This window comes from Pseudorhodoplanes sinuspersici, from assembly GCF_002119765.1.
GTDB classification, from domain to species: Bacteria; Pseudomonadota; Alphaproteobacteria; order Rhizobiales; family Xanthobacteraceae; genus Pseudorhodoplanes; species Pseudorhodoplanes sinuspersici.
The window spans coordinates 5,431,763-5,451,199 of the sequence record NZ_CP021112.1; the positions used below are offsets into that span (position 1 = coordinate 5,431,763).

A 19,437-nucleotide genomic window follows, 5' to 3' on the forward strand; every position below is an offset into this window, starting at 1 on the left:
GCAAACTGCTGACGCGGGAGCTCCGAACGATTATGCTTCCACAACCTTGGAAAAAGACAGGGCGGGGAAGCGTGGTTTTTGACATCGGATCGCAGGGCCGGCTCATCGGCCGAGCCATCGGTTTCGCGACACTGGTGATGCTGGTGCTGAGCACCGGCCCTGCCCTGGCACAGAATATCTTTGACCTTTTCAAACCCCCGCCGCCGCCCCCGCCGCAGCAACAGATGCCGCCACCGCAACAGCGGTCGCAGCCGGCGCCGCGGCCACAGAAGTCCTCGCCACCGCGTGTTCAGAAATCTCAGCCTGCACCCGCCGTGAGTACATCGCCGAATGCACCGTTCGGCGAAGTCCGATCGGCCTGCGGGGCAGAAATCAGGTCGACCTGTGCCGGCGTGGTCCCGGGCAGCGCGGATTCGGTACAATGCCTGAAGCGCAACTTCGCGGTTCACTCGCCGGCCTGTCAGGCGGCCCTCACCCGCGCGGGCAACCCGGCCGTCCAGCCGGTCGCGGCTCCGGCAAAAATCACCGCGCCCGCCGGCACCGCCGAAGAGCCGCGGCGCGTATCCACCGACCGCGTGGAGCCTGCTTCCGCACCGGCAGAGCCGCTGAAGATGGCACCTGTGACGAAGCTGCGGCCAACCCAGGAAGCCCGCTTCGTCAACCGCTATTGTCGGGAGGATCAATCGTTGTTGTGTCAGGGTGTCCCCTATGGACAGGGCCGCGTCCTGACCTGTCTGGCCGGGCAACAGGCCTCGTTGACCAGCGAATGCAAAAAGGCCCTGGTTTCGCGCCGCTAACAGCGAGTTGATGTGAAGTTTCTGCCGCCGATGGATAGCGTGCCTAAAGCGTAGGACACCGGTCAGGGGGGCCCGTCATGCGGATCTTGAAATGGCTGCCGGCAACCCTTGCCGCAGCATGTCTGCTTTGGGCCGGACCGACCTTCGCGCAACAGCCTGTGAAGATTCGCGTCGCCTGGATCGCACCGGTCTCCAACTGGGCGTCGCTGCTCTTGGAGAAGAAGGACCTCGCGCGGCACCTCGGCAAATCCTACGTGCTCGAACCGACGCGCTATGTCGGCACGCCGCAAATGATCACGGCGCTCGCCAACAACGAGCTCGAGATTGCCAGCCTCGCCTATTCGACGCTGCCGATCGCCATTCAAAATGCTGGCCTCAGCGATCTGCGGGTCATTGCCGACGAATTGCAGGATGGCGTGCCCGGCTATTATTCGCAGGAATACATGGTCCTGACCGACGGCCCGATCAAAAAGATCGAAGACCTGAAGGGCAAGGTCGTCGGCACGGTGGCGGCCGGTGCGGCCGTTGACGTCGCAATGCGCACGATGCTGCGGCGGCACGGCCTTGAGGATAAGCGCGACTATGTGATGCTGGAAGCGCCGCTGCCGACCATGCGCGCCATGCTCGCGGAAAAGAAAGCCGATCTCATCCCGACCGTGCCGCCCTTCGCCTTCGATCCCGAATTGCGGCGCATCGCGCGGCCGCTCTTCGTCAATCGCGATATCGGCGGCGTGACGCAACTTCTCATCTGGTGCGCGCGGCAATCCTTCATCGACAAGAACCGCGCGGCGATGGTCGATTTCATGGAAGACACGCTGCGCATCGTGCGCTGGTTTTCCGATCCGGCCAATCACAATGAGGTTGCAGCGATTGCCGGGCGCCTGACCAAGCAGCCGCCGGAGCGGTTCGACTGGGCTTTCACCAAGCGCGACTATTACCGCGATCCCGATATGCGGCCCAATCTCGAAGCGCTGCAGAAGAACGTCGCGCTGATCAAGGAGCTCGGCTTCGTCAAGGCCGATACCGACGTGAAGACGCATTCCGATGTCAGTCTGATCGATGACGCCGTCAAACGCCTTAAATAGTTTCAAACCCCAACACATTGCGAAAGCAAGTCATTGAAGGAGAAGCAATGATAACGATGCGAATGGTTTTGGCGCGCACACTTGCCGGCGCGGCCCTGATGGCATTATCCGCGACGGCGCAGGCGCAATCGGTCACCCCCGCTCAGCAGGATGCCATTCGCTCCAATTGCCGTTCCGATTTCCTGGCCAATTGTTCGGGTGTGCCGCGCGGAGGCCGCGAGGCCTTCATGTGTCTCGAACAGAACAAGGCGAAACTGTCCGGTGGCTGCAAGAGCGCCATCGAGGCCGTGTCCGCTGCAGCTGCTCCCAAGCCAGCCACCCCCAAGCCAGCGGCGGCACCGGTTGAGGCCAAGCCGCAGCCCGCACCGACACCGGCCGCTGCACCTACCGCAGCCGCACCAGCCGAAAAGCCCGCACCGGCCGCCGCAGCACCCGTCGCGCCATCACCAGCAAAGCCCGCGGCCAAACCGGTCCCGGCGCCGAAGGCGGCCGCCGCTCCTGTCCGCCCGGCAGCCCCGCCTCCGGCGGCTCCCGCAGCACCCGCCGCCGTTTCACCACCGGCCGCTGCGCCCAAGCGCCAGCCGACCCTCGGCGAAGCCGTCATGATCCGCCGCTTCTGCGCCACCGATTATCGCGTGCTCTGCAAAGGCACCCAGATCGGCGGCGGCCGCGCCGTCAAGTGCCTCGCCGACAACGGCCCGGCGCTGTCACCGGGCTGCAAGGCGGCGATGGCGAAGGCGGGGAATTAGCTTTTGAGCCGCTCGTCCCCGCGACAGTGGGGACCAGCGGTCAATGCTCGATCGTGTCTGCCATGTAACCGGGCAGCCACGCTTCAAACCGCTGCGAGAGGTCGGCGACGGCCAGCGGCTTCTCGCCGCCGATCGCCACCGCATTGCCTCCGACGGTGCCGATTTTCGCAATCGAAATACCGGCCACGCCCGCCGCTTCGACAAGGGCCCCGACCTGATCCGGCTTCGCCGTCACCACATAGCGCGCCTGGTCCTCGCCGAACCAATAGCCATGCGCGTCCACGCCATCGGGCGCTTTGTCGAGAACAGCGCCGCGATTGCCCGCCATTGCCATTTCGGCGATCGCCACCGCAAGGCCGCCATCGGAAAGGTCATGCGATGCAGTCACTTGCCCATCGAGAATCAGTTTTCGCACGAACGCGCCATGCCGCTTCTCAAGTTCCAGATCAACGGGCGGCGGCGCGCCCTCTTCCCGGCCGCAGATATCGCGCAGATAGACCGACTGGCCGAGCCAGGACGGCTTTTCTCCAATCAGAAGAATCGCGTCGCCGTCGTTTTTGAATCCCAAGCTCATCGACTTCGTAAAATCGTTGAGCACACCGACCCCGCCGATCGTCGGCGTCGGCAGGATCGCGCGGCCGTTGGTCTCGTTGTAGAGCGAGACGTTGCCGGACACGACCGGGAAATCCAGCGCCTTGCAGGCCGCGCCGATCCCGCGCACGCAACCGACCAACTGCCCCATGATCTCGGGCCGTTCCGGATTGCCGAAATTGAGGTTGTCGGTCACCGCGAGCGGCAATGCGCCAACGGCGGAGAGATTGCGGTAGGCTTCGGCCACCGCCTGCTTGCCGCCTTCGAAAGGATCGGCCTCGCAATAGCGCGGCGTCACATCGGTGGTCATGGCGAGGCCCTTCGGCCCCTCCTCCACCCGCACCACCGCGGCATCGCCGCCCGGCCGCTGCACGGTGTTGCCGCCGATGATGTGGTCATATTGCTCCCACACCCAGCGCTTGGAGCACAGGTCCGGCGTGCCGATCAGCTTCATCAGCGCATCGGCGACTGAGAGCGGATGCTTCACATCCTTTGCGTCGATCACCGGTTGTTTCGGCGTCTCGACAAACGGACGATGATAGACCGGCGCTTCGTCGCCGAGCTCCTTGATCGGTAGATCGGCCAGCGTCTCGCCATGGTGACGAATGAGGAAGCGCTTGGTCGGGGTGGTCTCGCCGACGATGGCGAAATCCAGCCCCCATTTGCGGAAGATGTCTTCGGCTTCCTTTTCCTTCTCGGGCCTGAGCACCATGAGCATGCGCTCCTGGCTTTCCGAGAGCATCATCTCGTAGCCGCTCATGCCGGCTTCGCGCGTCGGCACTTTCTCGAGATCGAGCGTGACACCGAGATCGCCTTTGGCGCCCATCTCGACCGCCGAGCATGTCAGCCCCGCCGCGCCCATGTCCTGGATCGCGATCACGCAATCCTTTTCCATGATCTCAAGGCAGGCTTCGAGCAGCAGCTTTTCCGCGAACGGATCGCCGACCTGCACAGTCGGACGCTTCTCCTCCGAATCCTCGCCGAATTCCGCCGACGCCATCGAGGCGCCATGAATGCCGTCGCGGCCGGTCTTCGAGCCGAGATAGACAATCGGCATGCCGACGCCGGAGGCCGCCGCATAGAAAATGCCGTCGGTGCGCGCGAGGCCCACCGCCATCGCATTGACGAGGTTGTTGCCGTCATAGCGGGTGTGGAAGCGGGTCTGCCCGCCGACCGTCGGCACGCCGAAGGAATTGCCATAGCCGCCGATGCCGGCGACGACGCCGGACACCAGATGCCGGGTCTTCGGGTGCTTCGGATCACCGAAGAAAATTGCATTCAGGCAGGCGATCGGCCGCGCGCCCATGGTGAACACGTCGCGCAGGATGCCGCCGACGCCGGTGGTCGCACCCTGATACGGCTCGATATAGCTCGGGTGGTTGTGGCTCTCCATCTTGAAGACCACCGCGAGGCCATCGCCGATATCGATCACGCCGGCATTCTCGCCCGGCCCCTGGATCACCCACGGCGCCTGCGTCGGCAAGCCGCGCAGATGCACCTTCGAGGACTTGTAGGAGCAATGCTCGTTCCACATCGCCGAGAAGATGCCGAGCTCGGTCAGCGTCGGCTCGCGGCCGATCAGGTCAAGGAGACGCTGATATTCGTCGGGCTTGAGGCCGTGTTCGGCGACGAGTTCGGGGGTGATTTTGGGCTCGTTCCGCATTCGTCCAGCCAGTGCCACAACAGGGATGCCCGGGCAAATGGTCTGCCCGGGCATCCCCCGACATAGAGATAGTTGCCCCCGCGGCGCAAGCGGCGGGGCGTCCAAAGCACAGGAATCCGGCGGAACCGCCGCTACTGCGTTGGCTCTCCTTCCTCGAAGAAGGACTGGACGGCCGTGAACAGTGCCATCCGGTTCTTTTCCAGAATGACGGTGTGCGTGCCCTCGCCGATCATCACGAGGCGCTTCTGCGGCGCATTCTTGAGCAATGGGAATAATGTCTGAGCCATATATGGCGGGGTGTCCTGGTCCCATTCCGCCAGCACCACAATGGTCGGCACGGTAATGCGCGCGGGATCGTAGAATGTCTTGCCCATCAGCCAGCCGTTCTGAATATCCTCCATGACACCGTTTGGAGCGCGCAGCACCGGCGGGTTCTGCGCCGCGCCGACCGGATCGGAGGCCGCGGTCGCGGTCCACCAGGCGTCGAACCAGCCGGCGGGGATCAGGTCGGCCTTCCTGTCCTCGGGAACGCCACGCACCCAGCGGTCATAGGCCGCCGGCTTCTGCACCGTGCGGTAGGCGCCGAGCTTGGTGCGCTCGGTGCGCGCGGGCTGCCCGATCCAGACCGGCGCGTACAAGGCGAGATGCCGGACCTTTCCCGGATTGTCCGCCGTGTAGCCCGCGGTCGTCGTCGTGCCCCACGACCAGCCGATCAGGTTAAGGCGCGGAATCTTCCGCCGCTGCAAAATGAAATCGACGCCTGTCGCGATATCGCCGATCGCAACCTTCGTATCCACGATCGGACCGTTGGCGTCCGCCGGCTGATCCATTTCCTTCGGACGCGACGAGCGGCCATAGCCGCGAAGGTCGAGCAGATACACATCGAAGCCACGGCTCGCGATATAGTCCATCCATGACATGCCGCCGACTTGCAGATCGAAGGCGACTTCCGACGGATAGGTCGCGCCATGCACGAACAGCACCGTGCGCGCCGGACTGAATTGCGTCATGTCCTTCGGGCGCTTGTTGCGGATATAGAGCGAGATGCCGTCGTCCTTTGTCGGCACCATGAATTCTTCCGTGACGAGATTGGTCGGGATCTGAGCAAGAGACGCAGCCGATGCTGCGACCGAAATGAAAAAGGCGAGGAACAAAGACGCCAACACACGCATCGCATTTCCTCCGTCAGATTGTTGTTGAAGATTGTTGTTGATAGCGACGCCGAATATAGCGCACGGCAGAAACCGCAGCGAGCGTCCTGGCATCGGGGCGCAGCAAAAACTTGGTGTGGTAACCGGCGGCAGCTTGCGGGAAACAGTCATCCCGCCATTACGGCACGAACCGGATTACGCTGCCTTGCCGAACTGCTGCACCAGGCCAGCGAAAAGCCCACGCCCGTCGGTCGAGCCGATGATGCTTTCAACGTGGTTTTCCGGATGCGGCATCATGCCGGCGACATTGCCGCGCTCGTTGACGATGCCGGCGATCGCGTTGATCGCGCCGTTGACATTATACGGATCGCCCAGCGTGCCGTCGGCCGAACAGTAGCGGAAGATGACGCGGCCTTCGCTCTCGATCGCCTTGATGGTGTCTTCGTCGGCGACGTAATTGCCCTCGCCATGCGCCACCGGTACGCGGATCACCTGCCCGGCATTGTAGCCGCGCGTGAACGGCGTGTCCGAACGCTCGACCCGCAGATGCACGTCATGGCAGATGAATTTTAGTTTCGAATTGCGCATCAAGACGCCCGGCAACAGACCGGACTCGCACAAGATCTGGAAACCGTTGCAGACGCCGAGCACGAGACCGCCCTTAGCCGCATGCGCCCGCACCGCGTCCATGATCGGCGCGCGCGCCGCGATGGCGCCGCAGCGCAGATAGTCGCCGTAAGAGAACCCGCCCGGCACGACGACAAGATCGGTACCCGCCGGCAATTGCGTGTCGGCGTGCCAGACCATCGCCGGCTCGACGCCCGAGACGAGCTTGAGCGTGCGCGCCATATCGCGCTCGCGATTGATGCCGGGAAAAACGAGGACTGCGGATTTCATAGCTTCATCTCACATCACCCAGCGAAAGGCGCGCTCCAGTTCGGGGACCGCATTGCGCTCATACCAGCGCCCGTGCGCCACGATAGCCTGCTGCGGCTGCCAATCCAGCATCTGGCGGACATTGGCGCGAACGTCTGCACGGTGCCGCAGGAATGTCAGCCGCATGTCATATGGCGTTTTTCCGTCCGGATCGCAAACGCCACCGATCCGGGTCAGCCAGCGCATCGCATGGCAGCGAATGCGGCCCGGCTCGAAATTCTCGATCAGATCAGTCAACACCAATGTGCGCGATCCGCCGTGCAGGAAAACGACCTCTGAGAAAAAGTCGCCGCGCACCGACACCTGATCAATCTGTCTTGCCCATTCCGGCGGTGGCTGCTCGCCAAGATCGACCTCGAAGCCATCGAACCGGCCAGCCGCCGCTTTTCGCACACCCGGCGCCGCATAGGTGACCGCTTGCGGAAATTGATCTTTCCAGTCCTTGATCCACCAGTAATGCAGCGGGTTCGGCGCCACCAGAAAACGCACATGGCCAAGCGCCTTGATCTCGCGCGCGAGCTGTTCTGTGAGTGTGGTCGGCGAATGGATCCACAGCGCGCCATCGGCAAGCCGAAACACGGTCATGCGTGTTGGGAACGGCATGCCGAACCCGAGATAGCGCATGGTGATTTCCGGACCGTCGACGATCCAGACATTATCGGCAACGGGCTTCAGTGTATTGATCGGCTCATAGAGCTTGTAGCAATCCATCCGCCGTTTCCGAGGTCAGACTTATCCAACCACCTCGATGCGATAATTCTCGATCACCGTATTCGCCAGCAGCTTCTCGGCCGCAGCTTTCAGCGTGGCTTCGGCCTTGGCCTGGTCGCCCGCATCGAGTTCGATATCGAACACCTTGCCCTGGCGGACGCTCGCCACACCCGACACCCCCAGCGACTTCAGCGCACCCTCGATCGCCTTGCCCTGCGGGTCGAGAACGCCGGTTTTCAGAGTGACAGTGACACGGGCTTTCATTGCGAATCGCCAGAAATGAAACGGGGGCCAAGATTGGCCCCCGCGTAGCATCGAATTGAGCCAGCCTCAACTTGAGGCCTGCTCAAAAATCATCCCTTGACCAGAACCGGACCGGTGCCGCGTGGCGGCTCGCCCTCGTTCATGATGCCGAGCCGCTTGGCGACTTCGGTATAGGCCTCGAGCAGGCCGCCGAGATCACGGCGGAAGCGGTCCTTGTCGAGCTTCTCAGCCGACTTGATGTCCCACAGCCGGCACGAATCGGGGGAAATCTCGTCGGCGACGACGATCCGCATCATGTCGTTTTCCCACAACCGGCCGCATTCCATCTTGAAATCGACCAGACGGATGCCGACGCCGAGGAACAGCCCGGACAGGAAGTCGTTCACCCGGATGGCCAGCGCCATCATGTCGTCGATTTCCTGCGGATTGGCCCAGCCGAACGCGGTGATGTGCTCTTCCGAGACCATCGGATCGCCGAGCTGATCGTTTTTGTAGTAGAATTCGATGATCGAACGCGGCAGTTGCGTGCCCTCCTCGATCCCGAGACGGGTCGAGAGCGAGCCGGCGGCAACATTGCGAACCACGATCTCCAGCGGAATGATCTCGACCTCGCGAATCAGCTGTTCGCGCATGTTGAGCCGGCGGATGAAGTGCGTCGGCACGCCGATATCGTTCAGATTCTGGAAGACATATTCCGAGATCCGGTTGTTCAGCACGCCCTTGCCTTCGATCACCTCGTGCTTCTTGGCATTGAAGGCGGTGGCATCGTCCTTGAAGTGCTGGATCAGCGTGCCGGGCTCAGGGCCCTCGTAAAGAACTTTGGCTTTGCCTTCGTAAATGCGGCGGCGGCGGCTCATCGGAATGTACCGTGGGTTGTGGAAGTCCATGAATTGCCGGGGTTCCTGTTGATGTTTTTAAGACCGCGGCGGAGGCGGCAGGCGCGACTATCGAGACGCAACGCGGTCGTCTGGCCCGTCGGGGCAACCTAGCCGATCAGGGTGCGAAGCACAAATCAGATAGGGTCCTGCATCCACCGCCGCAACATGGAGATTTCGTGACCCGCACCGATGCCTTGACGGGGCGCTTTGCCTATGCCAGCGGCCGCCCCGGACGATCCGTCGCGTTCGAACCGTCATCGGGCTATGCTAGTCCCCACCGCGATGCGGGGTATCGGACCTGGGAACGCTTTTTTCGAGAGGGTCGGAATCATTATGGGCGTCCATGAGGCAGGCGGCACGGAGCTACCCCGGAATGCATGACCGACGGATGACGTGGAACAGGAGCCGCAGGTCGACGATGTCCGTTATCGTGAAGCATTGTTTCCAGCCGGCGTTGATCTTGCTCCATCGCCGCTCTATCTCCAGACAATCACCGATCAGCGAGGATTCATGACGACGTTCGACAAGCGCGAAGAAGGTTTCGAAAAGAAATTCGCGCACGATGAAGAGCTCCGCTTCAAGGCCACCGCCCGGCGCAACAAGCTGCTCGGCCTGTGGGCGGCCGATATCCTTGGCAAGACCGGTGCCGATGCCGACGCCTATGCCAAGGAAGTCGTCGTCGCCGATTTCGAGGAAGCCGGCCATGATGACGTCCTGCGCAAGGTCGCCGGCGATCTCGCCGCCAATGGCATCTCCGAACAGGAGGTGCGCGAGAAGATGGTCGAACTGCTGGCCGAAGCGGTGAAACAGGTTCAGGCCGGTTCCTGACCGCAACACCGAAAAAGGCTCGCCGGATATCACGGCGAGCCTTTTTGCTTGAGAGCCCTTTCATCTTCAGCTCAACAGAAAGTGCGGACCGTGACTGCCGTATCGAACTTCTCTCTCGCCCGGCGCCTGCGTGCCGGTGAAGTCGTCTACTCTGCCTGGTGTGGTCTGCCCTATCCGAATGTCGTCGAGACGATCGCACGCGAAGGCTTCACCGCCGTCACGCTCGATCAGCAGCATGGCTTGTGGGACACCGCTTCGACCATGCAGGCGATCGGCGCCATTCATCTGGCAGGCTCCGCACCCTTGGTTCGCGTGCCGCTCGGACAAAATGCGATTGTCAGCCGCGCGCTTGATTTCGGCGCTGAAGGACTGATTGCACCGATGATCAATTCGGCGGCGGATGCACGCGCCTTTGTGAGCGCCGCGAAATATCCGCCGATCGGCGAACGCAGCCTCGGCGCGCATCGTGCGGCGGCCTTGGCGGGCTTTCCGGATCAGCGGCCCTATCTCGTGACCGCCAATCAGGACACGCTGGCCTTCGCGATGATTGAAACGCGCGCCGCGCTCGATAATGTCGACGCTATCGTCAACACGCCCGGCATCGATGGGTTGTTCATCGGTCCGTCCGACCTATCCTACAGCCTCACCAATGGCGCGGTGCTGGATGCCCATTCCGCTGAGGTTGAGAAGGGCCTCGAGATCGTGCTCGCGGCCTGCAAGAACGCCGGAAAGATTCCAGGCCTTTACTGCATCGATGCCGCGCGCGCCGCTGCGAAAGCCAAAGCGGGTTTCAAGTTCCTCACCGTAGGCAGCGATCTCGCGTTTCTGCGTGCTGGTACGTCCGCGCAGTTGAACGGGCTGGCGTAATCATCTGTCTTCCGGGCTGGCGCTTTCAGCGCGCCCCGGAATGACGCCGAGAATGCGCTCGAGCACATCGCCGACATCCGCCGTCACATCATCCGCCTTCACATCGACGATCCGGTATTCGCGCTCGCGCATCCAATCGCGCTTCTGCCGCCGCGCTTCGGCACTGGGCGCATCCTCGCTGTCGGGCACGACATCGACCACCAGCCGCAAGGGAAACGATACGAAGTCGGCGATATGCGGACCGATCGGCGTTTGCCGCTTGAAGCCGAGCGATGAAAATCTGCGATCGCCGGTGATCGCCGTCCACAGCGCGCGCTCCGCATCGGTCGGATTGCGCCGGAGCAATCGCGCAAGGCCGCGCACCGGTGAATCCGCGCGTGCGATTTCGGCCTTGCCGTGTTGCGCGAGCAGATTGCGCAACATATCCGCTTCTGGCCCGTCGAGCAGGCCGCCGCGCGCCGGCCCTTTTCGTCCTTCCACCAGCGCCATCACCACACCATGCAGCGTGCGGATATCCTGCTGCGTCGGCTGCATGCGGGTGAAGATGTTGCGCATGTTCACAACCATCGTGCCGCGCTTCTCATGCGGACGGAAATATTCGATCCGCTCCAGTTCGCGTTCGAGGTCATTGAAGAAGGCGAGCAACTGCTCTTTCGGTGCCGGCGGCGATTTCTCCGACGCTGAAAATGGCAGCGCGCCCTCGCCTTGCTGCTTGAACCATTCGTAGCCGACGATCACCGCCGCCTGTCCGAGATTGAGCGAGGCGAAGGCCGGATTGACCGGCAAGGTGAGGATCGCATCAGCCAGTCCGACCTCATCATTCTCGAGGCCGTTGCGCTCGCGCCCGAACACCAGCGCCACAGTCTGCCCGTCGGCAATCCGCGGCGCGGCAATGCGTGCGGCCTCCTCCGCGCCGACCACCGGCTTGGCCTGATCGTGCGTGCGCGCGGTGGACGCAAATACGAAGTGACAATCGGCGATCGCCTCGGCGAGCGTTTCGAACAATTCCGCCTCGTCAAGAATGCGGTCGGCGCCCGATGCCATCACCCGCGCGCGCTCGTTCGGCCAGCCCTGTTGCGGCTTGACCAGCCGCAAGCGCGACAGCCCGAAATTGGCCATCGCCCGCGCCACCGCACCGATATTCTCGCCGAGCTGGGACTCGACCAGCACCACCACCGGCGCCGGCGTCACCACCCAGTTCTTGGTCTTGTCTGTTCCCGCTCCGGGCATGTTTTTCTCATCTCCGGAGCCTGCTATAGCCGCACCGCCACGCGCGCGAAAGCAGCCGCTGCGGTCCTGTGATTGCTCATCGCGCGCGACGCATTGTGGTGCGATCGGGTTGCGGACCTTCGCAAATTTGAACTAATCGAATGGGGCCGCAAACACCGCAAATTAACCCTGCGGGATCGCTCCCGAATCTTTTTTCAGAGAGTGTGGCCGGGCTCACAGAAGCTCCGCACCGGCGCGCCCATGGTCCCCCAACCGATGCGATCCCCCGAGCATCGGAACAGAGGAGGAAAACATGAACGCACTGAAGCTCATCCTTGCGACCGCCGTACTGGCGTTATTCGCTGTCTCCGCCCAGGCGCAGACTCAGGGTCCGGGAGTTCGCGATTACTCCTACTCCAATATTTACTACCCCGACCGCGATCCCACGACCCGCGAGGCCTTGGACACCGGCACCTGGTAACAGGCGTCGTTTTTCACGGCCGCGAATGCCGGTGTTCCCCGACACCGGCATTCGCCGCTTCTGCCCGTCCAGGTCACCGATCGCCTGCTCTGATTTCTCCGGTGTTGACTTCAGATCTGCACACGCCAACGAAGCATTCCTGACGAAGTCCAGGTGGGGGAGACTGTTCCTCACTGATCCGGCTCTGGCTTTCCCTCGAGTTCATAGTTGGCGGGGTCCATGCCCAGTTCGGTCACCCCCTTTGCGAGCTCTCGCCGTAGCCACGCTTGGACTTTCTCATCGTAGCTCATGAGACTCTTTCGGATGGCATCCTTCCAATGTTCGCCCCGATCCCATGCTTCCGTGAAGGCCGAAGCAATGTCGGCGTGTTGACGGTTCTTGACCATTGCTTCGAAGATCGAGCGAGCCTGAAGGCGGTCCTTGACGCTCTTTGAGGTTGCGTCGCGGTCTTCCCTTCGCCGGGATCCAACGATGAGCTTATGAACGGCGTATCGCTCGGGCGTAGGCACCAGAACCGGCACGCCAGCGCCATGCAGCAAGACGGCACGGGTCGGTTGATAAATCAGATAATCCAGAAACCGCAGCGGGACAGCAGCAGCGCCTCCCAGCGCCGGCATCTGAACCGGATTTCCCTCATGATCGTCGGATCCTCGGTTGGGAGTGAGAAATTCGACTTTGAAATTGTCTCGCGAGGTGAATTGAGTGGAGACCCGCCCGTCAGTTTGACTCGGGATCTCCCGAAACGTCGGATCGACCTTCCTCAACACTTCCAAAATGGGTGGCAGTGAGTCGCCAACCGCGACCGAGATTTCGTGAAATTGCGCAAAGTCGACGTCGCCGGTCTGCATGGCTACGGCATCTAAGCGCCGTCCAAGGATGGCGGAGTAGCATTGGTAGGCGACGGTACCAATGAGCACTCCTCTCAGCTGGAAGAACCCGGCCTTCGCCAGTGCCTCGACTACTTGTCCCGTCATGAGCGGCGGCCGAGGCAAGTAAGCCTCCCGCGTCAGCGTCGACACGAGGCGGCGACGGCCTTTGATATTTGCCTTCAAATCCTTGAAGGTTTCGACTCGCTTGGTGATTTCCAGATCATCCTGTGGGCCAACATAACGGCGATTCTGCCCGCCGCCGCCCGGCTTAGGCGCATCGAAATACCAGTACTTCTTCCCCTTCACTGCGACGGACACGAACCTCCCATCGGAGGAAAATTCGGACGTAAAGCTTTCGTCTAAACTGCGCTGGACGAGTTCGGAGTACAGGGTCTGGTAAGCGATATCGAGGCTGTCGTTCCGGGCCATGACATCCTCCGTTATACTATATTCGCAGGAATAATATAACTCCGAAGGCCAAAAAGTTCCAGATGGTTATACTAAATTCGCATAAATGATATAAACAACTGTTTTTTCAATTAATTACCTCATATTTCCACGCAGTTCCGGAGGTCATTTGGGCGGCTACCGCGGACTGACTGACAATCGCTCCGCCGATAAAATGTCGTCCTCACAGCCGCCCTATCCAGCGGCACGCCAACATCGATGTTCGGGCCGGCACCGGCACGACCATGACCGACTCAAGGCCAAAAACGTGGCGGACGGCACGCCGCCTCAACTGCGCGACGAGTGTCGCAAAGCTGTCGAAGCAATCATGTTATTCTGGACCGCCGCAAGCCCAAGACACGCGAAGCCAACGCTCCAGGAAATCCGTTGCCGTCTTTTGAGTCCCGCAGGATGCCTGCGCCGCTATTTCGCGAGAAACTCTTCACTCGCCGCAATCTGGTCCCGCTGGCGGTTATCCCGCACCTGCTCACAAGGCTTTTACCCGCCGGGGGCGGATGCTATAGGGCGCGCGCCGAACTCCCGTCAGTCGAATTCCCGGTTGGCGGTCTCCGCGCCGAGAACAATTCATTTGGGGATCCGAGGGAGAAGCCATTTCTCCGCGCCCATCAATGCTCAGTTTCCGGTCGGCCCAAACAAGCCCGGCGACCTAAAGGTGCAAGCATGCCAAATCTCGAAATTATGTGGACAAAGGTCGATGAAGCCCCGGCGCTGGCGACCTATTCCCTGCTGCCGATCGTCGAAGCCTTCGTGGGCGCGGCGGGCGTGTCCGTGAAGCAAAAGGACATCTCGCTGGCCGGCCGCATCATCGCCAATTTCCCCGAGAAGCTCACCCCGGCGCAACGGATCAACGACGAGCTCACCGAACTCGGCGAGCTCACGTTGAAGCCCGAAGCCAACATCATGAAGTTGCCCAACATCTCCGCCTCGATCCCGCAGCTCAAGGCCGCGATCAAGGAACTGCAGGGCAAGGGCTACGACGTTCCAGACTATCCGGACAATCCGACGACGGACGCCGAGAAGGAGATCAAAACCCGCTACGGCAAGGTGTTCGGCAGCGTCGTCAACCCGATCCTTCGCGAAGGCAATTCCGACCGCCGTGCGGCCGCCGCGGTCAAGAATTACGCCCGCAAGAACCCGCACAAAATGGGCGCCTGGAGCAAAGATTCCAAATCGCACGTGGCCCACATGTCGAGCGGCGACTATTTCGGCTCGGAAATCGCGACCACGGTCGACAAAGCGACCAACGTTCGCATCGAATTGACCGGCGCCGACGGCGTCGTCACAGTGTTGAAGGCCAAGACGGCGCTTGATGACGGCGAGATCATCGACGCCGCAGTCATGAGCGCCAAGGCGTTGCGTAAATTCTTCGCCGAGCAGATCGAAGTTGCCAAGAAGGAAGGCGTACTGTTCTCGCTGCACGTCAAGGCAACGATGATGAAGATCGCCGATCCGATCATTTTCGGCCACGCCGTTTCCGTCTTCTTCGCCGACGTGATCGAGAAGCACGCAGCCACGCTGAAGAAGCTCGGCGTCAATCTCAACAACGGCTTCGGCGATCTGTTGTCGAAGATCGAGACGCTGCCGGAGCCTGAAAAAAAGGCGATCAAGGACGATATCGCGGCCGAGTATGCCAAGCGCCCCGCCCTCGCCATGGTGAACTCCGACAAGGGGATCACCGGCCTGCATGTCCCCTCAGACTTCATCATCGACGCAACGATGCCGGCGATGATCCGCGAGTCCGGCCGCATGTGGGGACCCGACGGCAAGCTGCACGACACCATGGCCGTGATCCCGGATCGCTCTTACGCGCGGCTGTACCAGGCGGTCATCGACGACTGCAAAGCCAACGGCGCGTTCGACCCCAAGACCATGGGCTCGGTCCCGAACGTCGGCCTGATGGCGCAGAAGGCCGAGGAATACGGCTCGCACGACAAGACGTTCGAAATTCCCGTGAACGGAACGGTTCGCGTCGTCACGGACGACGGCAAGGTGCTGCTGGAGCGGCCCGTCGAGGCCGGTGACATCTTCCGCATGTGCGAGCTCAAGGACGCAGCCGTGCGGGATTGGGTGAAGCTCGGTGTGCGCCGCGCCCGCCTCACCAACACGCCCGCGGTGTTCTGGCTCGACAAGAACCGCGCGCACGACGCCCAGCTCATCGCAAAGGTCGAGACGTACTTGAAGGATCAAGACACCGCGGGGCTCGACATCCGCATTTTGGCCCCGGTCGACGCGATGAAATTTTCACTCGAGCGGATTCGCAAGGGCCAGGACACAATCTCCGTCACCGGCAACATTCTGCGCGATTATCTGACGGATCTTTTCCCGATCATGGAGCTCGGCACCTCGGCCAAGATGCTCTCGGTCGTCCCGTTGCTGGCGGGCGGCGGCATGTTCGAGACCGGCGCCGGCGGCTCGGCGCCGAAACACGTCGAGCAGTTCCAGCAGGAGGGTTATCTGCGCTGGGATTCGCTCGGTGAGTTCCTCGCGCTCGGCGCATCGCTCGAGCATCTGGGTCAGACCTACAAGAACGCCAAGGCTCTGGTTCTCGCCGAAGCGCTCGACAAGGCTATCGGCCAGTTCCTCGAGAACAACAAAAATCCGGCACGCAAGGTCGGCGAGATCGATAATCGCGGCAGCCATTTCTACCTCGCCCTCTACTGGGCCCAGGCGCTGGCCGCGCAGACCAAGGATCTCGAACTCCAAGCCCGCTTCAAGCCGCTGGCCGAGACGCTCGAGAAGAACGAAGCCAAGATCAATGCCGAACTGATCGCCGCGCAAGGCAAACCGGTCGATACGGGCGGTTACTATCTGACTGATTTTGCCAAGACATCGGCCGCGATGCGGCCGAGCGCTACGCTGAACGCGGCGATCGCCGCGCTCTGAGGTGGATAAAACCAATAGCCGCCGCCGGCCGATATCGATTTAGCCAATCTCGGCGAAACGAAAGAGCCTGGCGGCGGCCGGCGCGAGCAGCTGCGAAAACGGCGGCGTTCCTGACGCCGCCGTCGCGGCCAACGCCCCGTAATCTCGGCCGGCTTCGAATTGGGTCCACGGCCAATCGCTGCCCCAAAGAAGGCGGTTCGGGCCAAGCCGCTGCATGAGAGCATCGGCGTAGCGCTGAACGTCGGCGCCACCGCAGCGATAGGGCGCAGACAGTTTGACATAGAGACGCCCGTCGCTGCCCTCGCTCAGAATGGCCTGAAAGCCCGCGCAGGCCGTGCCTTTCTCCGGGTCCGGCCGCCCGAAATGATCCGCCACGATCGGTCCGTCATAGTCTTCCAGCGCGCGCAGGGCGCACGGCCAATCGGCACCCTCCGCCTGCACCTCCACATGCCAGCCGAGCGCCTGGACGCGGCGCAGCAATTGCCGTTGCGCGGCGTCCTTCAATAATGCCGGCCCCGTGCCGATCAAATTGAACCGCACGCCGACCACGCCGGCGCGGTCGAGCGCCTCGAGATCCTTATCCGTGGTCTCCGGCGCCAGTACGGCGACGCCGCGAAGCCGCACGGGCTCGGCGGCAAGGCATTCCAGCATGTAACTGTTGTCGGTGCCGTAAAAGGACGGCTGCACCAGAACGCCCCGTGCGATGCCGTGCCGGTCCAGCACATCGAGAAAGGCGCTGAGGGGAGCGTCGTAATCCGGCGAATATCGGCGGCCTGCGGCCATCGGCCTCCCAGCCGAAAACACGTGGGCATGGGTATCGATCGCGCAGGTGCTCATGTCGGACATTCCAGTAGACAGCCATTTAACGGTCCTGTACTTCTATACAGAAGCATATGTTAAGTAGATCATTATGGATGTTCTGACCACACCCGATGCTCGGCTGCCGATCTATCAGCAACTGAAGGACGAGTTTGCTGCCAGGATCTGTCGCGGCATCTGGAATCCGAGGGAGCCCGTCCCCTCGGAAAACAAGCTTGCCGAAGTGCATGGTGTGGCCGTGGGGACCGTGCGCAAGGCGATCGAAGGTCTTGTCGCCGAGGGACTTCTCGAACGCCGGCAGGGCAAAGGCACCTTCGTGCGCCGGCCGGATTTCGGAAATGCCCTGTTCCGCTTCTTCCGGTTGTCGGACGCAACGGGCGAAGCGCTGAGACCATCGTCCCAAATTCTCGAGCGTCGCATTGAGCCGGCCGACGCGGCGACGGCAACGGCGCTGGAGATTCCCACGGGCACCCCGCTGATCCGTCTGTTTCGGGCGCGATGCGTCGATGGTCATCCTGTGCTCGTCGAAGACGTCGCCATCGAGGCCCGGCGCTTTGCGCCGCTCGCCGAGTTGCCGACCGACCAGTTCGGCGACCTGCTCTATCCGCTCTATGACGAGGCCTGTGGCGAACTCGTCGCCCGCGCCAGCGAGACGATCCGCTTTGGCGCCGCCTCTTCGCACATCGCAACGGCGCTTGGCCTGGCCGAAGGCACGGCTCTCGCCATTATCGAGCGCATCGCATTCGGCCCCGACGGACGCCCTCTGGAATGGCGACGCTCTCACGGCGCGGCCTGCCGCTTCAGCTACAAAATCGAGTTACGATAACGGGAGGATACAATGACAAAAGTCGACGCAGCCGCGATCGCGGCTCGCCGCAGATTTGCAAATGCCTTGACGTCAGCGAAGCGTGTTACGATCGGCCTATTGGCTTGCGCGATGCCGCTCGTGTGGAGCAGCGGCGCGACCGCACAAGGCGGAAAGCCGCCGATCACATTCGTCGTGACTTACCCGGCCGGTGGCGGCGCCGATACCATGGCGCGTCTGGTCGCCGATGCGATGGCTGAAGCGCTGGGCCAGACGATCATCGTCGAGAACAAGCCAGGCGGGTCCGGGCGCATCGCCGCCGCCGCCTTTGCCAAGGCGGCCCCTGACGGCAATACCGTGCTGGTCGATGCATCCTCCTTTGCGATCATCCCGGCACAATTTCCGAAGCTGAATTACGATCCCAAATCGTTTCGCGTGGTCGGCATTCCAGCGCTGTTTCCTCACGTGCTCGTGGTGACGCCCCAATTCGAAGCGACGTCGGCGCAGGACCTTGTCGCGCGCGCGAAGGCGAGCAGGATCGACTTCGCCTCGTCGGGAACGGGCTCGGCGCAGCATCTGGCCGGCGCTTTGTTCATGATGCGAACCGGCGTGGATATGAACCACATCCCTTATCGCGGCGGCGCTCCTGCCATGAACGACGTCATGGGCGGCCACGTCAAAGTGTTCTTTGCCAATGTTGCCTCAGGCCTGCCGTTCATGCAGTCCGGCAAGCTGCGGCCGCTCGCGGTGTCCGGCGAGCGGCGGCTGCCGGGACTGCCGGACGTTGCGACGCTTGCCGAACTCGGCATCACCGGCGCAGAGCTCTACGAGTGGAATGGACTTTTCTTGCCGCCGGGAACGCCGGATGACGTGGTGAAGCGGCTTGCAGATGCGCTCGATTACGCCAAGAAGAAGCCGGCCGTCCGCGAACGAATCGCAGCGCTCGGCGGCGAGATCTTTGCCGGCGGCCCCGCGGAGGCCTCGCGCTTTATCGCAAACGAGATGGAAAGAATGATGTCTGTCGTCAAAGCCGCCAATCTGACGGCAGAGTGACGACGAGAGAGATCCACCTGTCGTCATCGCGAAGCAATCCAGCCGTGAACGCCGGATTGCTTCGTCGCTTCAGTCCTAAAGCCCCGGCTTTGATGGAATCAAAGCCGGGGCTCCAGCTTTTTGTTTTGACGCGTTTTCTTCACGCGAACCGGTACCCGCTTCGCTCAAACGATCTAGCACCTGATCCGCTCCCGCCGTCCTCCGAACGGGATGTCCACCTGTTGCTCCCAGAATGAGACTTAAGTTCACGGCCCGTTACCGCTTTCGCGTCAGGAAAGTCATGCTATAGACACGCCGCGAATGAAGCCGGGTCTCGAAAGGTGCTCCTGA

Annotated in this window: 18 protein-coding genes; 9 read left to right on the forward strand and 9 right to left on the reverse strand. The window is 62.1% G+C overall.

Annotated elements, in window-relative coordinates; genetic code table 11:
* The first annotated feature begins 71 nt into the window (after positions 1-71).
* From CAK95_RS26490 to CAK95_RS26500, 3 genes are all read left to right on the forward strand, one after another.
* Positions 72-797: a hypothetical protein gene (locus tag CAK95_RS26490; RefSeq protein WP_086090676.1), complete on the forward strand. Its 726-nt coding sequence runs from the start codon at positions 72-74 to the stop codon at positions 795-797.
* A 77-nt stretch (positions 798-874) separates the two neighbouring features.
* Complete coding sequence (locus CAK95_RS26495; protein ID WP_086090677.1) at positions 875-1,882, forward strand: ABC transporter substrate-binding protein; 1,008 nt, start codon at positions 875-877, stop codon at positions 1,880-1,882.
* 47 nt (positions 1,883-1,929) lie between these two features.
* Positions 1,930-2,631, forward strand: a complete 702-nt coding sequence (locus CAK95_RS26500) for a hypothetical protein (RefSeq protein WP_086090678.1) — start codon at positions 1,930-1,932, stop codon at positions 2,629-2,631.
* Positions 2,632-2,671: 40 nt separating this feature from the next.
* Here the strand turns inward: CAK95_RS26500 and purL are convergent, their stop codons facing one another.
* The 6 genes from purL to purC form a co-directional block, all read right to left on the reverse strand.
* Entirely contained in the window at positions 2,672-4,885 is a 2,214-nt protein-coding gene (gene purL / locus CAK95_RS26505; protein ID WP_086090679.1) for a phosphoribosylformylglycinamidine synthase subunit PurL, read from the reverse strand.
* Between the two features lie 131 nt (positions 4,886-5,016).
* Positions 5,017-6,057, reverse strand: a complete 1,041-nt coding sequence (locus tag CAK95_RS26510) for an alpha/beta hydrolase (RefSeq protein WP_086090680.1) — start codon at positions 6,055-6,057, stop codon at positions 5,017-5,019.
* A gap of 174 nt (positions 6,058-6,231) precedes the next feature.
* The gene (gene purQ / locus CAK95_RS26515) at positions 6,232-6,933 is read right to left on the reverse strand and encodes a phosphoribosylformylglycinamidine synthase subunit PurQ (protein ID WP_086090681.1); all 702 of its coding nucleotides are present in this window, start codon (positions 6,931-6,933) and stop codon (positions 6,232-6,234) included.
* 9 nt (positions 6,934-6,942) lie between these two features.
* The gene (locus CAK95_RS26520; RefSeq protein WP_086090682.1) at positions 6,943-7,683 is read right to left on the reverse strand and encodes a DUF4336 domain-containing protein; all 741 of its coding nucleotides are present in this window, start codon (positions 7,681-7,683) and stop codon (positions 6,943-6,945) included.
* A gap of 21 nt (positions 7,684-7,704) precedes the next feature.
* Positions 7,705-7,947: a phosphoribosylformylglycinamidine synthase subunit PurS gene (gene purS / locus CAK95_RS26525; RefSeq protein ID WP_086090683.1), complete on the reverse strand. Its 243-nt coding sequence runs from the start codon at positions 7,945-7,947 to the stop codon at positions 7,705-7,707.
* A gap of 89 nt (positions 7,948-8,036) precedes the next feature.
* Complete coding sequence (gene purC, locus CAK95_RS26530; RefSeq protein WP_086090684.1) at positions 8,037-8,834, reverse strand: phosphoribosylaminoimidazolesuccinocarboxamide synthase; 798 nt, start codon at positions 8,832-8,834, stop codon at positions 8,037-8,039.
* A gap of 501 nt (positions 8,835-9,335) precedes the next feature.
* Between purC and CAK95_RS26535 the strand changes: the two genes are divergently transcribed.
* Positions 9,336-9,653 (forward strand): DUF1476 domain-containing protein, encoded by a 318-nt coding sequence (locus tag CAK95_RS26535; RefSeq protein ID WP_086091681.1) that lies wholly within the window; start codon positions 9,336-9,338, stop codon positions 9,651-9,653.
* Positions 9,654-9,743: 90 nt separating this feature from the next.
* Positions 9,744-10,520 carry an HpcH/HpaI aldolase family protein gene (locus tag CAK95_RS26540; RefSeq protein WP_086091682.1) on the forward strand — a complete coding sequence of 259 codons (777 nt, stop codon included), beginning with the start codon at positions 9,744-9,746 and terminating at the stop codon, positions 10,518-10,520.
* Here CAK95_RS26540 and CAK95_RS26545 read toward each other — a convergent pair whose 3' ends face one another.
* The gene (locus tag CAK95_RS26545) at positions 10,521-11,750 is read right to left on the reverse strand and encodes a TrmJ/YjtD family RNA methyltransferase (RefSeq protein ID WP_086090685.1); all 1,230 of its coding nucleotides are present in this window, start codon (positions 11,748-11,750) and stop codon (positions 10,521-10,523) included.
* 292 nt (positions 11,751-12,042) lie between these two features.
* On the opposite strand from CAK95_RS26545, the gene CAK95_RS29440 reads away from it, so the two are divergent.
* Positions 12,043-12,210 carry a hypothetical protein gene (locus CAK95_RS29440; protein ID WP_157699753.1) on the forward strand — a complete coding sequence of 56 codons (168 nt, stop codon included), beginning with the start codon at positions 12,043-12,045 and terminating at the stop codon, positions 12,208-12,210.
* A gap of 170 nt (positions 12,211-12,380) precedes the next feature.
* Here the strand turns inward: CAK95_RS29440 and CAK95_RS26550 are convergent, their stop codons facing one another.
* Positions 12,381-13,508, reverse strand: a complete 1,128-nt coding sequence (locus CAK95_RS26550; RefSeq protein ID WP_086090686.1) for a nucleotidyltransferase family protein — start codon at positions 13,506-13,508, stop codon at positions 12,381-12,383.
* Positions 13,509-14,207: 699 nt separating this feature from the next.
* Between CAK95_RS26550 and CAK95_RS26555 the strand changes: the two genes are divergently transcribed.
* Positions 14,208-16,430 (forward strand): NADP-dependent isocitrate dehydrogenase, encoded by a 2,223-nt coding sequence (locus tag CAK95_RS26555; RefSeq protein WP_086090687.1) that lies wholly within the window; start codon positions 14,208-14,210, stop codon positions 16,428-16,430.
* A 39-nt stretch (positions 16,431-16,469) separates the two neighbouring features.
* Here CAK95_RS26555 and CAK95_RS26560 read toward each other — a convergent pair whose 3' ends face one another.
* Positions 16,470-17,267 carry an amidohydrolase family protein gene (locus CAK95_RS26560; RefSeq protein WP_157699754.1) on the reverse strand — a complete coding sequence of 266 codons (798 nt, stop codon included), beginning with the start codon at positions 17,265-17,267 and terminating at the stop codon, positions 16,470-16,472.
* Between the two features lie 73 nt (positions 17,268-17,340).
* Here CAK95_RS26560 and CAK95_RS26565 point away from each other — a divergent pair, with 73 nt between their 5' ends.
* Positions 17,341-18,075 (forward strand): GntR family transcriptional regulator, encoded by a 735-nt coding sequence (locus CAK95_RS26565; RefSeq protein ID WP_086090689.1) that lies wholly within the window; start codon positions 17,341-17,343, stop codon positions 18,073-18,075.
* 12 nt (positions 18,076-18,087) lie between these two features.
* Positions 18,088-19,107, forward strand: a complete 1,020-nt coding sequence (locus tag CAK95_RS26570; RefSeq protein WP_086090690.1) for a Bug family tripartite tricarboxylate transporter substrate binding protein — start codon at positions 18,088-18,090, stop codon at positions 19,105-19,107.
* Positions 19,108-19,437 lie beyond the last annotated feature (330 nt).